Raw genomic sequence first — 18,062 nt, 5'->3', positions numbered from 1 at the left:
CGCCCCGAGTCCCCTCCCGCGCGTACGCCGCGCTAGGCGGCGTCCTGCCGCCCGCCGGCACCGGAGCCGCCGCCGGCCTTCCCGGACTTCTCCGCCTGCTCGGATCTCGCTGCCTGCTCCGCCTTCTCAGCCTGCTCGGCCTCGGCCTTCTCGGCTTTCTCCTCCGCCTTGCGGCGCTTGGCCGCGTCCGCCATCCGCCGCTTGGCCGCCGTCGCGTACTCGTCCACGTACTCCTGGCCGGAGAGCTTCATGATCTCGTACATGACCTCGTCGGTCACCGAACGCAGGATGAACCTGTCGTGCTCCATGCCCTGGTAGCGCGTGAAGTCCAGCGGCTTGCCGATCCGGATCCCCGGCCGCATGATCTTCGGCATCACCTGCCCCGGCGGCTGGATCTTCTCCGTGTCGATCATCGCCACCGGCAGCACCGGCGCCCCGCTGAGCAGCGCCAGCCGGCCGAGGCCGCCGGGCTTGCCGCGGTACAGGCGGCCGTCGGGCGAGCGCGTGCCCTCGGGGTAGATGCCGAACAGCTCGCCGCGCTCCAGCACCTCCAGGCCGCTCTTGATCGCCGCCTCGCCGGCGCCGCGGCTGCCGGAGCGGTCGACGGGCAGTTGCCCGACACCCTTGAAGAACGCCGCGGTCAGCCGGCCCTTGACGCCCGGGGTGGTGAAGTACTCCGCCTTCGCGATGAAGGTGACCTTCCGGTGCAGCATGGAGGGCAGGAAGAACGAGTCGGAGAACGACAGATGGTTGCTCGCGAGGATCGCGGCACCGGTCTCCGGCACGTTCTCCATGCCTTCCACCCAGGGACGGAAGACGAGCCTCAGGCTGTTGCCGAGAGACATCTTCATCGCGCTGTAGAACAACCGGGGCCTCCTGCGATCCGCTCGTGCGACCTTAGCGCTCCTGGTCAAAGAGCGGTAACCGGGCGGCCCGCCCCATCTGTGGCCGCCCGGCGGGCGGCGCGGGGCGCCCGTACGGTGTCCGCGGGGGGCCGTCCGCCCGAACGGGGCAGTACGCTCAAGGGCAGCGCCAGGCACGTATCCGCCGCCCGCCTGACACGATCGGAGTCCCGCCATGCCGGTCCTTCCCGGAGCCGAGCCGTTCCGCCAGCCGGGTGGCGGGACCGGGGTTCTGGTCTGCCACGGTTTCACCGGCTCGCCCCAGTCCGTACGGCCCTGGGCCGAGCATCTCGCCGCCCGCGGCCTCACGGTCTCCATGCCGCTGCTGCCCGGGCACGGCACGCGCTGGCAGGACCTGCAGGTGACCCGCTGGCAGGACTGGTACGCGACGGTGGACCGGGAGCTGAGCGAGCTGGCCGGCGAGTGCGAGCGGGTCTTCCTGTGCGGGCTGTCCATGGGCGGCACGCTGGTGCTGCGGCTGGCCGCCCGGCGCGGGGACGCGGTCGCCGGCGTGGTCGCCGTCAACCCGCTGAACAAGCTGCACGGCCTGCTGCCGAAGGCCCTGCCCGCCGCCCGCTTCCTGGTGCGCACCTCGCCCGGCGTCGTGGGCGACATCGCCAAGGAGGGCGTGGCGGAGACCGGTTACGACCGCGTGCCCCTGCACGCCGCCCACTCGCTGCGGCAGCTCCTCGCCCGCACCGACGCCGAGCTGCCCCAGGTGACGCAGCCGCTGCTGATGCTGCACAGCCGGGTCGACCACGTCGTCTCGCCGGTGGACTCGGCCCGCATCCTCAGCCGGATCTCCTCACGGGACGTCACAGAAACCCTGCTGGAGGACAGCTACCACGTCGCCACGCTCGACCACGACGCGGAACGGATCTTCACGGCCACCGACGACTTCATCGACCGGCTCACCCCGCCGGCCGAGGACGGCGAGCAGCGGAAGGGAGCCCGGGCTCGTGGCGGAGCGTAACCCGGACCGGGAGGACCCGCAGCAGGGCGACGGGCCCGCGGAGACGGGGCCGGCGGACGCGGAGCCGACGGGACCGGGCGGCGCGCCGCTGGACGAGGAGGCCGCGTGGGCGGAGATCGTCGCGGCGTTCGACGAGGAGTCCGTGGAGCCGCCGCACGAGCGGACGGCGCGCACGGCGGCCGGTGACGAAGAGCCGGCGGACGATCCGCGGGACCCCGGCAGCGCGGGGCAGGCGGACGGCCCGGCCGGCGGTAACGCGACCAGGAGCCCCGAAGGCGGCTCCACGGGCGGCGACACCCCCGGCACGAGCTTCATCGTCTTCTCCGCGGGCACGGGCCCGCGCGACTGGGACGCGGCGGAGGCGTCGGACGACGACCTCGACGAGACCGACGAGGGCCACTTCGTCCCGCCCGAGCCGCCGCCGCTGCCGAAGGCGGACACGACGACCAGGTTCGCCTGGATCGCGGTCCTCGGCGGCCCGCTGCTCCTGCTGCTGATGCTCATCCTCCAGCAGCCCATGACCTGGTGGGCCTCGGTGCTGGGCATCGGCGGCTTCCTCGGCGGCTTCGCCACGCTCGTCGCGCGTATGCGCCCGGGCGGCGATGACGACGACGAGCCGCCGGGCGGCGGCGCGGTGGTCTAGGGCACAGACCCTAACCGCAGGGGTACGCGGCCCGGCACGGAACTCGTTCGGGCGCCCCGGCGAAGTAGTGGTGCAAGGCCCGGGAACGGGCGGTGCCCACTTCAGTCTGGAGGCGCTCGATGGGGGGCAGTACGGGCGTGTACACGGAACCGGAGAGCGATGCGTCGATCGTCGCCCGGTCCCATACGCAACCCGAGGCGTTCGCCGCACTCTTCGACCGGCACGCCACCGCGGTGTACCGCTACGCGGCACGCCGGCTCGGCGACGAGGCGGCCGACGACATCATGGCGGAGACGTTCACGACCGCCTTCCGGCTGCGCGGCCGGTTCGACCCGGACCGCGGCGACGTCCGCCCGTGGCTCTTCGGCATCGCGACCCAGTTGGTAAGCCGGCACCGCCGCGCGGAGGCCCGCCGCTTCCGCGCCCTGTCCCGGCTGCCGGCCCCGGCCGAGACCGACGAGCCGCTGGCCGACCGCGTCGCGGCCCGCGCGACGGCCGACGCGATGCGCCGCGAGCTGGCCACCGCGCTGGGCCGGCTGTCGCCCGCGCTGCGCGACGTGCTGCTGCTGGTGGCCTGGGCGGACCTGGCGTACGAGGAGGTGGCGCAGGCGCTCGGCGTGCCGGTGGGCACGGTGCGCTCGCGGCTGCACCGGGCACGTGGCCGGTTACGCAGGGAGCTGGGCGCGGCCGGCGGCGCCGCCGCGGACACCGGCGTAGACGAGGCGGACACCGCGCGGGAGGAGCAGGGACATGGATGAGCTGAAGCTGCTGCGGGACTGGGACGCGGGTACGGGACGGGGACCGCTGCCCGAGTCCGCCCGGCTGGCGGCCCGCGAGCGCCTGCTGGCGGAGGCGCGTGCCGGCGCCCCGGCCACGGACCGCGACCCCGCGGGCGTACCGCGCCGCTCCCGGCTGCGGCTGCCGGAAGGGCCGGCCCGGAAGCCGGGCGCGCACGGAATCTCCCGCCGCAAGGCGGTACGGGCCCTCGTCGCCGCCGGCGCCACCGCGGCGGCCGTCGGCACCCCGTTCGTGCTGCTGGACCGCGACGACACCCCCCGCCCCGGCGTGACCGGGCGCGAGCTGCTGCGCCGGGCGGCGCGGCTGGAGCGGCGCCGGGAGCGCACCCGGCTGCCCGTGGAGCCGGGCCGCGGCCAGTACGTGTACACCCGGGTCGTCGTCCGGTCGACCGCGGACGGCACCGGGAAGACCCGGACGTTCACGCGGGAGGACTGGATGGCGTCGGACTCGTCCCGGCCCTCCTGGCTGACCAGAGGCGGCAGGGGCGGGTGGGAACAGACCGACGAGAGCCACGAGGAGGCGTGGCCTGCGCAGGACTGGCGGGCGCTGACCCGCATCCCCACGGAGCCGGCCGCGCTACTGCCGTACCTCCTCTCGCCCTTCCAGGGCACGGAGTTCGCACGGATGCCGCCCGGGGAGTTCGGGCGCTCTGAATGGCAGACGGTGTACGAGTACCTCGCCGGCCTGCTCTCCTACGTCTCCGTGCTGACCGACGGCCTGCTGCCCGCGGCGTTCGAGGCGCTGGCGGAGTTTCCCGGGCTCGTCGTGGAGGGAGGGGCCGAGGACGCCCGCGGCCGGGAGGCGCTGGCGGTCACGTACAAGCGCGCGTACACCGAACCTCCGGTGGACCGGCCCCTGTACCTGCTGTTCGCCTCGGACACGTACGAGTACCTGGGGCTGCGCAGGCAGGTCGAGACGCGCCGCGGCAGCACCACGGACACGGAGCTGTCGTTCCTCGACTCCTACGCCGTCGTGGACGAGGTCAAGCGGCGCCCCTAGCCGGGCCGGCCGGGGCCGCGGGCACACGGAGCGCGGCCAGGACCGGGAGGTGGTCGGTGGCGTCGCGGAGGTCGGCCGGGGAGACGCCCGGCAGGCCCGCCGGGACGCCGCAGCCCAGCACCTCGACCGGCGGGGTCGCGAGCACGGCGTCGATGCGCTTCTTCGGGTCGCGCGCGGTCGAGGTGTGCCGGCCGCCCCAGGGCTGCACCGCCCAGCCGTCCTGCAGTTCGGCGGTCAGCCGGCGGAACGCGGGGCCCTTGGGGCGTTCGTTGAGGTCCCCGGCGACCACGACGTGCGGTTCGCCGAGCCCGCGCACGTGCGCGAGCAGCAGCCCGGCCTGCTCGTAGCGCTCGGCGCCGGCCAGGCTCAGATGGGTGCTGACGACCGCCAGCCGGGCCCCGCCGATGCGCAGCACCGCCGTCGCCAGACCCCGCTGGTGCAGGCCGGGGGTGCGGGGCAGCAGCGTCTCGTCGGTGCGCTCCACGTGCACGCGCAGGCTGGCGAGGAGCAGGGGTCCGGCGGTGGTGGCGCCGCCCGTGGCGTACAGCAGGCCGGTGGCACGGGCGAGCCGCGCGGCCTTCTTGTGCCAGCGGAAGAAGCGCGGGGCTTCCTGGACGCACACCACGTCGGGGGCGCAGGCCCGGATCACGCGGGCGAGGGCGGCGGTGTCGTCGCGCATGGAGCGGATGTTGTAGCTGAGTACGCGGACGACGGCGGAGCCGTCCGGCTCGGTGCGCGAGGCGGGGAGATCGGGCAGCAGCACGCGCCCGAGACTACCGGGGGAAGGTCAGCGGCGGGGACGAGGCGGCGGGGACGGGGCGGCCGGGCCGCGCGGTCGACGCGCCCCGGGGCTGCGACCGCAGCGCGCCAAGCCGTGGCCCTCGTGCCGTCGGGTGCGGGCACCGTCCGGCACGCGGGCCGTCACGCGGCCCCGGGGCTCAGCCCTGGCGGGCCAGGTCGGCCGCGCCGACGAGCCCGGCCCGGCCGCCGAGCCGGGCGGCGAGCACCTGCGCGTGCGGGCGCCACTGGTTGCCCACCAGCCGGCGGCGGAACGACTTGCGGATCGGGTCGAGGACGAGATCGCCCTCGTCCGACACCCCGCCGCCGACGATGAACGCCGACGGGTCGAAGAGCGACGCCAGGTCCGCGAGCCCGGCCCCCGCCCAACGGGCCAGCTCCCGGAAGGAGTCGACCGCCACCGGGTCGCCCTGCCGGGCCGCCTCGCTGACGTGCCGTCCCTGTACGCCCTCGGGCGTACCCCCGCCGAGAGCCAGGAGTATCCCGGCGGACTCGGGGGTGGCGGCGGCGCGCTGGCGCGCGTACCGCACGAGGGCGCGGCCGGAGGCGTACTGCTCCCAGCAGCCCTGGCTGCCGCAGCCGCACAGCAACCCGTCGGGGACCACGCGTATGTGACCGAACTCCGCGGCCACACCGAACCGGCCGCGGTGCAGCCGGCCGCCGATGATCACGCCGCCGCCGAGGCCGGTGCCCAGGGTGATGCAGACGACGTCGTCGTGGCCCTGGCCGGCGCCGAAGCGGTATTCGCCCCAGGCGGCGGCGTTGGCGTCGTTCTCGACGACGACGGGCAGGCCGATGCGCTGTTCTACCTTGTCCTTGAGCGCCTCGTGGCGCCAGTTGACGTTCGGGGCGAAGAGCACGGTGGCGCGCTTGTCGTCCACGTACCCGGCGGCGCCTATGCCGACGGCCTCGGCGGGAGTGGCGGACGTGACCTCCTGGACGACCGCGCAGATGGCGTCCACGACGCCTTCGGGTGTTTCGGGGGTCGGTACCGTGCTCGTTCGGATGATCGAGCCCTCTTCGTCGACCACACCGGCCGCAATTTTGGTGCCGCCGATGTCGACGCCGATGGTGAGTCCCATGTCTCCCTCGGTTATTCGGTTCGAGCCCCGCTGCGCCTCCTCACATTACCGGAGGCACCGCGGCGCCCGGCCGTCAGTCGAGGTCGATCTGCTTGGGACTGCTGGGTGGTTCATCGTCCCGCGACCAGTCGGCTTCCTGCCGCTGAACTGCGGCGCGGTAGGCGGCGGCGATCTCCGTGCCGGCGGTGGCGAGGTGGTCGAAGATCTGCGGATTGCGCTCTACGACGGGCTCGACGACGGTCTTCACGGAGGCGAGGAACTGCTTCGCGAACTGCTGCGCGGCCGTCTGCGCGACGGCGGCCGTGCCGCTGGCCGCCCCGGGGGCGCGCAGCTCGGAGACCTTGTCGGAGAGGGAGTCGAAGAAGCGGCGCAGCTCCTCGGCGGCGCTGACGGGCTCGGGCCCGTAGACCGCGCGCCGCCGGGCCTGTTCGGCAGCGAAGTCCTCGGCGCACGCCTGGGCCCACGCGTCCGGGTCCGGGACGGTGGAGGCCGCACCGGGTTCAGGGCGCTCGATGGCATCACTCATACATCGACGGTACCCGAACGCGGACTTCACGTTCACTGCCGTGCGGGTTGTCCTCGCGGACGGCGGGGCAGGGAGCGGTGCGGGGCGGGCGGCGGGAGCCGGCGCCCGTGGGGCGGGGTGGGGCGGGAGGTACGGGTGGTGCCGGGGGTGGTGTGGGTACGCGGGCCGGCGGGACGGGGCGGCAGGGGCCGCGCGCGGGAGAGGCGGTGCGGAGTCGGCCCCGGGCCGGGCGGACCGGCAAGGGGCGGTGCAGGCGGGTGGGGCGGTGCGGGTGCTGGCGGTACGCGGCTGGCGCCGGGCGGCGCGGGTCCGCGGTGCGGGGCAGGAGACGCCGCAGGCTGGCGGGGCGAGGCGGGGGTGGTGTGGTACCCGGGCGGGCGGGGCAGCAGGGGCTGCGCGCGGGTGGGGGAGTCGGCCCCGGGCGGCGCGGGACGGCGGGGCAACGGACCGGCGGTCCGGGCGGGAAGGGCCGCGTGCGGGGCGGCCCGTACGGAACGGCGGTGGGCAGGGTCAGTGGGGGGTGGGCCAGAGGGTGGGGTCTGGGGTGAAGCGGATGTGCAGTTCGCCGTCGTGGAGGCCGGCGCGGTCGATGGTGCAGCGGCGCAGGGCGGCGGGCAGGGGCAGCGCGCGCCGGTGGCCGGCGACGGTGACGAGGAGTTCGTCGCCGCGGCGTACGAGGGTGAGGTCGGCCCGCTCGGCGCCGGGCAGCGGCAGCCGGTACAGCAGCACCCCCTCGTCGGCGAGCAGGTCGTCCACCCCGGCGGGGTCTCCGAGAGGGGCCCGTACCCGCGTCCCCGGCGGGGGCACGGCCTCGGCCAGCGCGGCGAGGGCGACCGGCCCGTGCGGCTCGGCACCCAGGTGCGGCAGGGCGCAGAACGTGCCGCCTACGGCACGCAGGTCGGCGCGCAGCTCGGCGGCCAGCTCCTTGACCACGTGGTGCTGCCGCTCGGCGAGCGTCGCGTACCAGGCGTCGTCCGAGCCGGCGGGCAGGACGCGGTTGGCGACGACGGCCTCCACCGTGCAGCCCTGCAGCGCCAGTGCGGCGCGGGTGCGGCGCAGGTCGCGGACCCCGCGCGCGGTGGGCTCCAGCACGAGCCGCACCTCGGTCCCGGCGGCTTCCGCGGCCTCCCGCACGGCCTGGAGCCGGTGCTCCCAGCGGGCGGCGGCCTCGTACACCCGGCCCGTTGGCACGGGCGCCCCGAGGAGCCGGCCGAGCAGCGGTCGCAGTCCCCGGGCGGCCTGCCGCTCGGGGGGCAGCAGCCGCCGCAGGTACCGCACCAACTGCTCCGGCAGCGCGAGCACGCCCAGCGCCTCCCGGGTCGCGGGCAGGTCCACGACGGCCAGCTCCCAGCCCCCGGCCGCACCGCCGCCGCCCGTGCCCGTAGCCGCGCCCGTGCCCGCCGGCATCTCGTACAGCGTCACCAGCGCGCGCAGCAGCGCGAACTCGCGGGTCCCCGGGAGCGGGGTCAGCTCCTCCGCCGCCAGCGGTGTCGCGCCGAGGAGGTCCAGGGTGTCCGCGTAGCGCTCCTGCCAGATCGCCAGCGTCTCGACCGACGACTCGGCCCCGCGCAGCCGCGCCGCCCACAGCCCGTCCTCGATCCACAGCGGCTGCGTCCACGGCGGCACGTCCTCGGCGTCGTCCCCGAAGTCCCCGGAGTCCTCGGAGGCCCCTGAGGCGTGCGCGGCCTCGTCACCGGCCCCGGGCCCGGGAGCCCGCTCCGCCCCCGGCCGCGGCTCCGGAATCTGCGGCTCCGGCACCTCCGTCACCAGCCCGCCCGCCTCCGGGTCCGCGCTCAGCAGCAGCACCCGGGCGCCGTCGCGGGCAGCCCGCAGCGCGGTCGCCGCGGCGACCGTCGTACGGCCCACGCCCGCGGCCCCGGTGACGAGGATCGTGCGCACGCGCGGCACTCAGGCCGTATCGGAGTCTGCGGACGCGCCCGGCACGCTCTCGACACGCTGCTTCAGCCCGTCCAGCGCCCGCTCGATGATGATCTTCTCCATCTTGCGCTTCATCATCCCCAGCATCGGGATCTTGACGTCGACGGTCAGCTCGTACGTCACCTCGGTGCGCTTCCCGCCCTCGACCGGCCGCAGCAGATAGGCGCCGTCCAGCGCGCGCAGCATCTGCGACTTCTCCAGCGTCCAGCGCACCTCGTGCGGCCCCGCCCAGGTGTACGCCAGCGTCTGTTCGTCCCGGATCGTCTTCGCGTCCAGCACCAGCAGCACCCGCACCGCGCGCCCCTGCCCGTCCGCTTCGAGCACCTCGGTCCGCCGCACCTCGCCGGTCCACTCCGGGTAGCGGTCGAAGTCCGCGATCACCGTCATCACCGCGTCCGGCGCGGCGTCGATGGTGATGCTCGACCTGGTGTGCTCTGCCATGCCTGGGCTCCTCCGTCAACCGTCCGCGCTGAAGGTTACCGCGCCCGGTTCACCACTCCGTTCACCACTCCAGCACCCACGGCTTCCCCCGGGACGCGAAGTGGCCGACGTTCACGCACTCCGTCGCCCCGATCCGCATCCGCCGGGCCAGCGGCTGGTGGACGTGGCCGAAGAGCGCGTACCGGGGCCGCACCCGGTGCACCGCCTCCAGCAGCGCCTCGCTGCCCCGCTCGAAGCGGCGCGCGACCGTGTCGTAGCAGAGGTCGGGGACGAGCGGCGGGATGTGCGAGCAGAGCACGTCGACGTCGCCGAGGGCGGCGACCTTCGCGGCGTACGTCTCGTCGTCGATCTCGTACGGCGTGCGCATCGGCGTCTGGAGTCCGCCGCCGACGAAGCCGAAGACCAGCCCGCCGATCTCCACCCGCTCGCCGTCGAGCACGGTGGTGGACTTGCGGGCGAACTCGGGCCACAGCCGCGGGATGTCCACGTTGCCGTAGGTGGCGTACGTCGGCGTGGGGAAGGCCGCGAACAGCTCGGTGTACTGCTTGCGCACCGCCTTCTCGATCTCCCCGCTCTTGTCCAGGCCCGCCCAGAGCGAGCGCACGAACTCGCGGTGCTCGTCGAACCTGCGGGCGGTGCGCAGCTCCACGCTGCGCGTGGTGTTCGCGACGCCGAAGAGGTCGGGGAAGATGCCGCGCGAGTGGTCGGCGTAGTCGATGAAGAGGATGAGGTCGCCGAGGCAGACCAGCGCGTCCGCGCCGTCGCCCGCGCGGGCCAGGTCAGCGCTGTTGCCGTGCACGTCGCTGACCACGTGGACCCTCATCCGATCACCCTGCTTCCGGCCCGCGCGGCACCTGAGGAGTGAGGGGCGCCACTGCCGCAGGGAGCCCCCCTGGAGATAGGGTCGCAGGTGCCCCACCCGAACGTCGAGGAGCAGCGTCTTGCGAGAGTTCGCCCTTCCCGCCCTGTACGAGGTCCGGGCGGACGCCAACCTGACGGACCTCATCCGCGCCAACGCCGAGCGCACCCCTGACCTGGCCGTCGTCGCCCGTAAGGGCCCGGCGGGCGACTGGCAGGACGTGTCCGCAGCGGACTTCCTCAAGGAGGTGGAGGCGGCGGCGAAGGGCCTGGTCGCGGCCGGGCTGCGGCCCGGGGACCGGGTCGGGCTGATGTCCCGTACGCGGTACGAGTGGACGCTGCTGGACTTCGCGATCTGGACCGCGGGCGGCGTGACCGTCCCGGTGTACGAGACCAGCTCGCCGGAGCAGATCCAGTGGATCCTGAGCGACTCGGGCGCGGTGGCGTGCGTGGTGGAGACCGCGGAGCACACCGCGGCTGTGGAGTCCGTACGGAGCCGGGTGCCGCTGCTGCGGCAGGTGTGGCAGATCGACGCCGCGGCAGACGGCACGGGAGACGGTGCGACAGACGCCGCGGCGGACGCACCGGGCGCCGTCGCCGCGCTGACCGCCGCCGGGGCCGAGGTGTCGGACGCCACCCTGGAGAAGCACCGCTCCGCCGCCGGCGCCGACTCCCCCGCGACGATCGTCTACACCTCCGGCACCACCGGCCGCCCCAAGGGCTGCGTCATCACCCACGGCGGCTTCCTCGCCGAGTGCGGCAACGCCGTGGAGCAACTGCGCCCGCTGTTCCGCCCCGGCGAGAGCTCCATCCTCCTCTTCCTCCCGCTCGCGCACGTCTTCGGCCGGCTGGTGGAGATCGCCGCCATGGTCGCCCCGATCAGGCTGGGGCACGTGCCGGACGTGCAGAACCTCACCGGCGACCTGGCCGGCTTCCGGCCGACGCTGCTGCTCGGCGTCCCCCGCGTCTTCGAGAAGGTCTACAACTCCGCCCGCGCCAAGGCGCAGTCCAGCGGCAAGGGGAAGGTCTTCGACAAGGCGGCCCACACCGCCATCGCGTACAGCCGCGCCCTGGACACCGGCGGCCCCGCCTTCGGGCTGCGGCTGCGGCACGCGCTCTTCGACAAGCTCGTCTACGCCAAGCTCCGTGCCGTCCTCGGCGGCCGGGCCACGCACGCGGTCTCCGGCGGCGCCCCGCTGGGCGAGCGGCTCGGGCACTTCTACCGCGGCATCGGCTTCACCGTCCTGGAGGGCTACGGCCTGACGGAGACCGCCGCCGCGATCACCGTCAACCCGGTGGAGCGCCAGAAGATCGGCACCGTCGGGCAGCCGCTGCCGGGCTGCACCATCCGCATCGCCGACGACGGCGAGGTGCTGGTGCGCGGCGGCAACGTCTTCGAGCAGTACTGGGGCAACGCCGAGAACACCGCCGCCGCGCTGGACGGCCCGTGGTTCCGCACCGGCGACCTCGGGAGCCTGGACGACGACGGCTACCTCTCCATCACCGGGCGGAAGAAGGAGATCATCGTCACCGCCGGCGGCAAGAACGTCGCGCCCGCGGTGATGGAGGACCGCATCCGGGCGCACGCGCTGGTGGCGGAGTGCATGGTCGTCGGTGAGGCCCGGCCGTTCATCGGTGCGCTGATCACCCTGGACGAGGAGTTCCTCGCCACGTGGGCGAAGGACAACGGCAAGGCTGGCCGGACGGCGGCGGAGCTGGGCGAGGACGCGGACCTGCGGGCGGCGGTGCAGCTCGCGGTGGACGACGGGAACGCGCAGGTGTCGCGGGCGGAGTCGGTGCGCAGGTTCCGGATCCTGCCGGGGCAGTTCACGGAGGAGTCGGGGCATCTGACGCCGTCGCTGAAGCTGAAGCGCGGCGCGGTGGCGAAGGACTTCGCGCAGGAGATCGACGCGCTGTACGAGCGGTAGGACGCCTGGACCGGGTGCCTGCTCGTACGGGGCCGGTGGACCGGTGCGTACGGCCGCCGCACCGGCCCGTGCCGTACGCGCCCGCCCGCACCTCTACAGCAGCGACGTCAGCCGCTCCGCCAGCAGGTCCCAGCGCCACCGCTCCGCCACCCACGCGCGCCCGCGCGCACCCGTCCGCGCGCGCAGGTCCGCGTCGCCCAGCAGCGTCACGATGCGCTCCGCCGCCTGCGCCGCCTGCCGCTCGGCGCCGCCGCGCACCACCCACCCGGTCTCGCCGTCCAGCACCGCGTCCGGGGCCCCGCCGGAGTCGCCAGCGACGACCGGCAGGCCGGTCGCCGACGCCTCCAGGTAGACGATGCCAAGACCCTCCACGTCGAGCCCGCCGCGCCGCGTGCGGCACGGCATGGCGAACACGTCTCCCGCGCCGTAGTGCGCGGGCAGTTCCTCCCACGGCACCGCGCCCGTGAAGCGCACGGAGCCGGCCACGCCGGTGGCCGCCGCCAGCTTCTCCAGCTCCCCGCGGTACGGGCCGCCGCCGACGATCAGCAGCACCGCGTCCGGCTCCGCCGCCAGCATCCGGGGCATGGCGCGGATCAGGGTGTCCTGGCCCTTGCGCGGCACGAGCCGGGAGACGCAGACGACGACCGGCCGGTCCGCGAGCCCGAGGCGGGCGCGTACCGCGTCGCCGCCCGAGCCCGGGTGGAACGCCTGCTCGTCAACGCCCGGCGGCAGCCACGCCATGCGCGCGGCGGCCTCGGGGCTGAGCGCGCGGGCGATCCGGTTGCGGGTGTACCCGCCGAGGTACGTGAGGGCGTCCGTCGACTCGCCGATACGGCGCAGCAGTTGCCGGGCGACGGGCAGTTGGGCCCAGGCTGCCTCGTGGCCGTGCGTGGTCGCGACGATCCGCTCGGCGCCCGCGCGGCGCAGCGCCGGCGCCATGAGCCCCAGCGGCGCCGCGGCGCCGAACCACACCGAGCGGCAGCCGTGCGCGCGCAGCAGCCCCGCCGCGCGGCGGGTGACGCGCGGGGTGGGCAGCAGCATCGCGGTGCGGTCGCGGATCACCTCGAAGGGCTGGCGGGCGTCGAAGTCCCGGGTGGCGGCGCGGCCTTCGGCGTCGCGCTTCCACGTGGAGGCGTAGACGACGACCTGGTCCGGGTCCAGCCGCAGGCACATGCTGTGCAGGAAGTTCTGGATGCCGCCGGGGCGGGGCGGGAAGTCGTTGGTGACGACGAGCGTCTTGCGCGGCGGCTTGCGGGTCGGTGGCGTGTGCATCGCGGCCGACAGTACCGGGGGCGGCAGCGCCGCGGGCCTGCGGCCGGGCGGGGCCGTGCCGTAGTGTCGTCGGACGTACACGGGGGCGGAGGTCGAGCCATGGCACGGGTCGCGGCGCCGGTCGCGGCGTGGGCGCTGACCCGCGCGGGTCTGCTGCTGCTCGTGCTCCAGGTGGTCACGCTGCCCGGTCCCGACGTCACCAGCGACGTCGAGGTGATCTACCACGGCTGGTACGAGGTGCTGCGCACCGGCACGTTCCCCGTGGACGACGTGAGCTGGCAGTACCCGCCGGGCGCGGCTCTGCCGGTGCTCTCCCCCGGTCTGCTGCCGTTCCTCGGCTACGCGCCCGCCTTCTTCGCGCTGGCCTGCGCGGCGGACGCGGCGGTGCTGGCGCTGCTGCTGCGGGCCGGGGTCGGTCTGTCGCAGGCGGGGCGGTCGCGGGCGGGGGCGTGGTTCTGGGTGGCGGGGGTGCCGCTGCTGGGGCCGACCGCGTACGCGCGGTACGACGTGATGGTCACCGCCGTCGCCGTCGCGGCGCTGCTGGCCGCGGCCCGGCGGCCGGGGGTGGCGGGGGCGCTGGCGGGGTTCGGCGTGATGCTGAAGGTGTGGCCTGCGCTGGTGCTGCTCGGGGCGGCGCGCGGGCGGGCGGCGCGGCTGTCGTGGGGCGCGGCGGCGGGGACGGCCGCGGGGGTGGCGCTGCTGGCGGCCGTCGCGCTGCCGGGGGCGTTCGACTTCGTCACCGCGCAGCGCGACCGCGGCACGGAGGTGGAGTCGCTGGGCGCGCTGGTCTTCCACGTCGGCCGGCACCACGGCTGGGACGGCACCGTACAACTGCACTACGGCTCCATGGAGTTCCTCGGCCCCGGCGTCGGCCTGGTCAGCGATCTGGCGCTGGGGCTCTCGGCGCTGGCGATGGGGTGGCTGGTGCTGTGGCGGCTGCGGGCGCGGGAGTTCACGGCGACGACGGGGTGCGAGGCGGCGTTCGCGGGGACGCTGCTGTTCACCACGACGAGCCGGGTGATCAGCCCGCAGTACCTGATCTGGCTCGTCGGCCTGGCCGCCGTCTGCCTGACGCTGCGGGCGGTACGGATGGCGCTGCCGGCCGGTCTTGTGCTGGCGGCGACGGGGGTGACGCTGGCGGAGTTCCCGGTGTGGTTCGGGGAGGTCGTGGGGAGCACCTGGTCCGGGATCGCGCTGCTGGCGCTGCGGAACGGGCTGCTGGTCGCGGCGACGGCGGTGGCGTGCCGGCGGCTGTGGCGGTCGACGGTCACGGAGCCGGAGCGGCGCGCGCGGGACGGGCACGCCGGGGTGCCGCGGCAGCGGGGGCGTACGGCGCCGGGCGCTGGATCGGAGGCCGGATCGGGGGCCGGATCCGGGGGTGGGTCTGCGTCTGCGTCTGGGTCTGCGCCGGAGGGCGAGACGCTGACGTGGTGACGGCCCGTACCGCATCCCCCGCCCGCGGGCGGCCCGGCTACGAGCCGCCGCCCACCGCGAAGAGGAGGTACAGGAACCCGGCGAAGAGGTGGCCGACGAAGACGTAGAGCAGGAGGCGGATCACCAGCCCGCGGGGGAATCTTTCCTCTATCCGCTTGGACACTGCGGTTCTCCTTGGGGTCAGTGCCGGGCGGTGCCGCCGAGGCACAGATCGGCGACGGCGCTCTGCAGCAGCGTGTGCACGAAGAGCAGGTCGAGCCCGCCGGGTGCGGCGGCCTCGATGCGGTGCGGGGTGAGGGAGTCGAAGTGGGCGCTGTCGCCCGGGTCGAGCCGGTGCTCGGTGTCGCCGAGCCCGAGGTGCATCCGCCCCTTGAGCACGTACAGCCACTCCTCGCCGGGGTGGACGCGGACGGTGTCGCGCTGCGCGGCGTCGTACGGCACGTGCACCCGCAGCGCCTGCATCCCCCGGTCCGCGGAGCCGGCCTGCCAGTACGACCAGCCGCCGGCCTCCCGTACGGGGGTGCCGGCGCCCCGGACGACCGACGTCTGCGCGGGGGGCGCCTCGCCGAGCAGCTCGGAGACCGTCGTACCGTAGCCGCGGGCCAGCTTGAGCAGCACCGGAAGTGAGGGCTGGCGCTGTCCGGTCTCCAGCCGGGAGAGGTGGGCAGGCGACAGCTCGGCCCTGGTGGCGGCAGCCTCCAGCGTCAGGCCGGCGCGGCGCCGCAACTCTCGTAGCCGCGGCGCCTGGGGGTGGTCGGCGCTCATGGTGTCATTGAGCCAGTGATATGCCTGAGAGTCAAATTTCTTGCCTCTCAGGCAATTGATCCCGGTCGCGGCCCTTCCGTGCCCCGACGGGCCCGCTAGCCCAACTCCCGTGCCAGATACGCCCGCCACCGCCGCGTGAACTCCCCGGGCCCCACGCCCAGCTGCGCCCGCAGCACCGGGCCGGCCGCCTGCGCGCGGGACTCCGCCGCGCCCGTGGCACGGTAGAGCGCCACGAGCCGGTCCTCGCCCCACTCGTCCGCGATCATCCGCGCCGCCAGCCACGCCGCGCCGTACGCCTCCGCCGCCCGGTCGCCGTCGCCGCTCGCGGCGCGGGAGAAGTCGGCGTCGGCGGGCAGCTCCCGGGGCAGCCGGCCGGCGGCGACGGCGCGGGCGAGTTCGGGCGCGCCCTGGCGTGGGCCGCGGCCGGCGGCGCCGAAGGCCACCCGGTCCGCGAAGCCCTCGGAGAGCCAGAGGGGCGTGGCCTTGGAGGTGTGGGCGCGGGTGGCGACGTGGACGGTCTCGTGGGCGAGGACGATGCGCCGGCCGAGGCTGCCGAGGGTGTCGTACGCCTCGGGGTTGACGACGACGCGGTCGGCGGAGGCGCGGTCAGGGCCGGCATTGTCGGGGGCGGCGCGGTCCTGGCTCCGGCCCGTGGTGACGGCGGCGACGCCCGCGTAGTCCGCCGGCCCCGCCCCGAGAAGCTCCCCCATGGCGGCCTGCGACGCGGGCACCACCACCACGACGCGGCGCGCCCACTTACCGCCCCACGCGGCGGACACGTCGGGCACGGCGCGGTCGGCGACGGCGGCGACACCGCGCAGTCCGGCCTCGGGGCGGCCGACGCCGAGCACGAGGCTGTGCGTACCGCGTACGACGGTCATGGGGCCCTGGTCCCAGAGCTGCGGCCGGCTGCCGGGCGCGGGTCCCGCCACGTACCAGCGGCCGTCGCGGCGTACGAACTCCAGCCGCTGGCCGGCGGTCGCGTCACCGGGGTCGTAGCCGCGCAGGCGGTAGGTCAGGCGGACGTCGGCGGTGGCGCGGGTGCCTTCGTCGGGCAGGGGGCCGTCGAGGCGGAGGGTCCAGGCGGCGAGGGGGAGGGCGTCGAGGTTGCGGAAGGCGGTGCGCTGCTGCTGCCGGTACGGGCCGGCCTGGGGGTCGACGGTGCGCAGGAAGGCGGCCTCGTCGCCGTCGCGGACGGCGGCGGAGCGCTGCCGGAGCAGGGCGGCGACGGCGCGTGCGGCGTCGCCCGCGGGCGGCCCGTCGTCCTCGCCGCAGCCGGCGAGCAGCACGGCGACCAGCCCGGCACAGAGCACCAGCACCACGGTCCGCACGCCTGCCACGCCCCGAGAGTACGTCGACGGGGTGGGCACGGGTGACCGGGACGGCGATGTCAGAGGGGCCGCCTACCCTTGGGCGGGAGTGCGGGGAACGTGGGGGCGGGGCGAATTGAGCGGGACGCGCAGCGGGACGGGGTTCGCAGGGGCGGGGTGCACAGCGGCGCGGGGTACGGAGGGGCGGGGTTGCACCGCGGCGGGGGTACGTACCGGCGGGGGTGCACCGCGGCGCGGGATACGCACGGGTGCGGCATGCGCGCCGCGGGGCGCGTGCGCCGGCCGCCGGCTACGGTCGCGTCACCGACGCGACCGGCATCATCCCCACCGGGTCGTAGCGCACCACCGCACCCGGGTAAGGGGCGTGCACCACCTGGCCGCCGCCCACGTACATCGCCACATGGCTCGCGTCCGCCCGGTACGTCACCAGGTCCCCCGGCTGCGCCGCGCCCAGCGGCACCTGGCGGCCCGCGTAGCGCTGCGCCTGCGACGTGCGCGGGATCGACACCCCGGCCTGGGCGTAGGCCCACTGCGTCAGCCCCGAGCAGTCGAACCCGCCGGGGGCCGCGCCGCCCCACACGTACGGGGTGCCGAGCACGCCCCGCGCCGCGGCCACCGCGAGCGCGCCGCGGCCGGAGGCCGGCGCCGGGGTCGGGGCCGGGGCCGGGGCCGGGGCGAGGTCGGCGGGCGCCGGCGCGGAGCGGGAGGCGCGGCTGCTGACGGTCTCGGGGCGCTCGCGCTCCGGCAGCGAGTTGAGGAGCCGCTGCGCCTGCGCGAGCCGGTCGGTGACCTCACGCTTGTGCCCGGCCAGCGCGTCCCGCTCGCGCTCCAGTTCCGCGAGCGTGTCGCGGGCCCGTACGCGCTGCTGCTCCAGCCGGCGCTGCAGACCGATGAGTTGGCGCAGCCGGCCGCTCTGCAGGGCGCCGATGCGCTCCAGGGTGGCGGCCTTCTCCAGATACCCCTCGGGGCTCTCGGAGAGGATCAGGGTCAGCTTGGGGTCGATGCCTCCGGAACGGTACTGCGCACCGGCGAGCGAGCCGAGTTCGGTACGCATCCGGTTGATCCGGGCGAGGTCGCGGGCGGCGCGGTCCTGCAACCGCTCCGCCTTGCGGCGCAGTTCCTCGGTGCGCTCCCTGGCCGCGTTGAACTTCTCGGTGGCCCGCTCGGCCTGGGCGTAGAGGTCGTGTACGCGCTCCCTGGCCTCGGCGTGGTCGTCGGGAGCGGCGAGAGCCCCGTCGGAGAGGCCGGAGAAGACGGCGGGCGAGCCGGACAGCGCCGCCGCCGCGGCGGCGGTGAGGACGCCGGTACGCAGCCGGCCGGCACCGCCGGGCCGGGTGGATCGTCGATGTACTGACACGCGACAGACAGTAACCA

The 18,062-nt window shown here is 75.4% G+C and carries 18 protein-coding genes; 6 read left to right on the top strand and 12 right to left on the bottom strand.

The window, feature by feature from the left end:
* Window positions 1–32 precede the first annotated feature (32 nt).
* Complete coding sequence (locus B124_RS06710; RefSeq protein ID WP_496501740.1) at window positions 33–866, bottom strand: lysophospholipid acyltransferase family protein; 834 nt, start codon at window positions 864–866, stop codon at window positions 33–35.
* A 211-nt stretch (window positions 867–1,077) separates the two neighbouring features.
* Here B124_RS06710 and B124_RS06705 point away from each other — a divergent pair, with 211 nt between their 5' ends.
* The 4 genes from B124_RS06705 to B124_RS06690 all read left to right on the top strand — a co-directional run bounded on the left by B124_RS06705 (window position 1,078) and on the right by B124_RS06690 (window position 4,315).
* Window positions 1,078–1,875 (top strand): alpha/beta hydrolase, encoded by a 798-nt coding sequence (locus B124_RS06705; RefSeq protein ID WP_496501739.1) that lies wholly within the window; start codon window positions 1,078–1,080, stop codon window positions 1,873–1,875.
* Window positions 1,862–2,518: a hypothetical protein gene (locus B124_RS06700; protein ID WP_496501738.1), complete on the top strand. Its 657-nt coding sequence runs from the start codon at window positions 1,862–1,864 to the stop codon at window positions 2,516–2,518. The genes B124_RS06705 and B124_RS06700 overlap by 14 nt, the downstream gene beginning before the upstream one ends.
* A gap of 119 nt (window positions 2,519–2,637) precedes the next feature.
* A complete protein-coding gene (locus B124_RS06695) occupies window positions 2,638–3,276 on the top strand; it encodes an RNA polymerase sigma factor (protein WP_496501737.1) in 639 nt (212 codons plus the stop codon).
* A complete protein-coding gene (locus B124_RS06690) occupies window positions 3,269–4,315 on the top strand; it encodes a CU044_5270 family protein (protein WP_496501736.1) in 1,047 nt (348 codons plus the stop codon). Before B124_RS06695 ends, B124_RS06690 begins: the two co-directional genes overlap by 8 nt.
* Here the strand turns inward: B124_RS06690 and B124_RS06685 are convergent.
* The 6 genes from B124_RS06685 to B124_RS06660 form a co-directional block, all read right to left on the bottom strand.
* Window positions 4,299–5,078 (bottom strand): endonuclease/exonuclease/phosphatase family protein, encoded by a 780-nt coding sequence (locus B124_RS06685; protein ID WP_496501735.1) that lies wholly within the window; start codon window positions 5,076–5,078, stop codon window positions 4,299–4,301. The two genes, B124_RS06690 and B124_RS06685, sit on opposite strands and share 17 nt — an antisense overlap.
* Window positions 5,079–5,253: 175 nt before the next feature.
* Complete coding sequence (locus B124_RS06680; RefSeq protein WP_496501734.1) at window positions 5,254–6,195, bottom strand: ROK family glucokinase; 942 nt, start codon at window positions 6,193–6,195, stop codon at window positions 5,254–5,256.
* A 73-nt stretch (window positions 6,196–6,268) separates the two neighbouring features.
* Window positions 6,269–6,721, bottom strand: a complete 453-nt coding sequence (locus tag B124_RS06675) for a DUF5304 family protein (RefSeq protein WP_496501733.1) — start codon at window positions 6,719–6,721, stop codon at window positions 6,269–6,271.
* Between the two features lie 510 nt (window positions 6,722–7,231).
* Window positions 7,232–8,620: an ArsA family ATPase gene (locus tag B124_RS06670; RefSeq protein WP_496501732.1), complete on the bottom strand. Its 1,389-nt coding sequence runs from the start codon at window positions 8,618–8,620 to the stop codon at window positions 7,232–7,234.
* A 9-nt stretch (window positions 8,621–8,629) separates the two neighbouring features.
* Window positions 8,630–9,100, bottom strand: coding sequence for an SRPBCC family protein (locus B124_RS06665; protein WP_496501731.1), 471 nt, complete (start codon window positions 9,098–9,100; stop codon window positions 8,630–8,632).
* A 61-nt stretch (window positions 9,101–9,161) separates the two neighbouring features.
* Entirely contained in the window at window positions 9,162–9,923 is a 762-nt protein-coding gene (locus tag B124_RS06660; RefSeq protein WP_496501730.1) for a metallophosphoesterase family protein, read from the bottom strand.
* Window positions 9,924–10,041: 118 nt separating this feature from the next.
* Here B124_RS06660 and B124_RS06655 point away from each other — a divergent pair, with 118 nt between their 5' ends.
* On the top strand, window positions 10,042–11,886 hold the full coding sequence (locus B124_RS06655) for an AMP-dependent synthetase/ligase (protein ID WP_496501729.1): 1,845 nt from the start codon (window positions 10,042–10,044) through the stop codon (window positions 11,884–11,886).
* A gap of 93 nt (window positions 11,887–11,979) precedes the next feature.
* Here B124_RS06655 and B124_RS06650 read toward each other — a convergent pair whose 3' ends face one another.
* Complete coding sequence (locus B124_RS06650) at window positions 11,980–13,158, bottom strand: glycosyltransferase family 4 protein (protein ID WP_496501728.1); 1,179 nt, start codon at window positions 13,156–13,158, stop codon at window positions 11,980–11,982.
* Between the two features lie 99 nt (window positions 13,159–13,257).
* Between B124_RS06650 and B124_RS06645 the strand changes: the two genes are divergently transcribed.
* Complete coding sequence (locus tag B124_RS06645; protein WP_496501727.1) at window positions 13,258–14,592, top strand: glycosyltransferase 87 family protein; 1,335 nt, start codon at window positions 13,258–13,260, stop codon at window positions 14,590–14,592.
* 37 nt (window positions 14,593–14,629) lie between these two features.
* Here B124_RS06645 and B124_RS06640 read toward each other — a convergent pair whose 3' ends face one another.
* From B124_RS06640 to B124_RS06625, 4 genes are all read right to left on the bottom strand, one after another.
* A complete protein-coding gene (locus tag B124_RS06640) occupies window positions 14,630–14,755 on the bottom strand; it encodes a DUF6126 family protein (protein WP_496501726.1) in 126 nt (41 codons plus the stop codon).
* 17 nt (window positions 14,756–14,772) lie between these two features.
* Entirely contained in the window at window positions 14,773–15,357 is a 585-nt protein-coding gene (locus B124_RS06635) for a helix-turn-helix domain-containing protein (protein WP_496501725.1), read from the bottom strand.
* A gap of 95 nt (window positions 15,358–15,452) precedes the next feature.
* The gene (locus B124_RS06630) at window positions 15,453–16,697 is read right to left on the bottom strand and encodes a hypothetical protein (protein WP_496501724.1); all 1,245 of its coding nucleotides are present in this window, start codon (window positions 16,695–16,697) and stop codon (window positions 15,453–15,455) included.
* Window positions 16,698–16,977: 280 nt separating this feature from the next.
* On the bottom strand, window positions 16,978–18,045 hold the full coding sequence (locus tag B124_RS06625) for a C40 family peptidase (RefSeq protein ID WP_496501723.1): 1,068 nt from the start codon (window positions 18,043–18,045) through the stop codon (window positions 16,978–16,980).
* Window positions 18,046–18,062 lie beyond the last annotated feature (17 nt).

It is taken from the genome of Streptomyces sp. CNP082, from assembly GCF_059570535.1.
The sequence above is the reverse complement of the archived record's forward strand: the minus strand, read 5'-3'. Positions and strand labels throughout refer to the sequence as shown.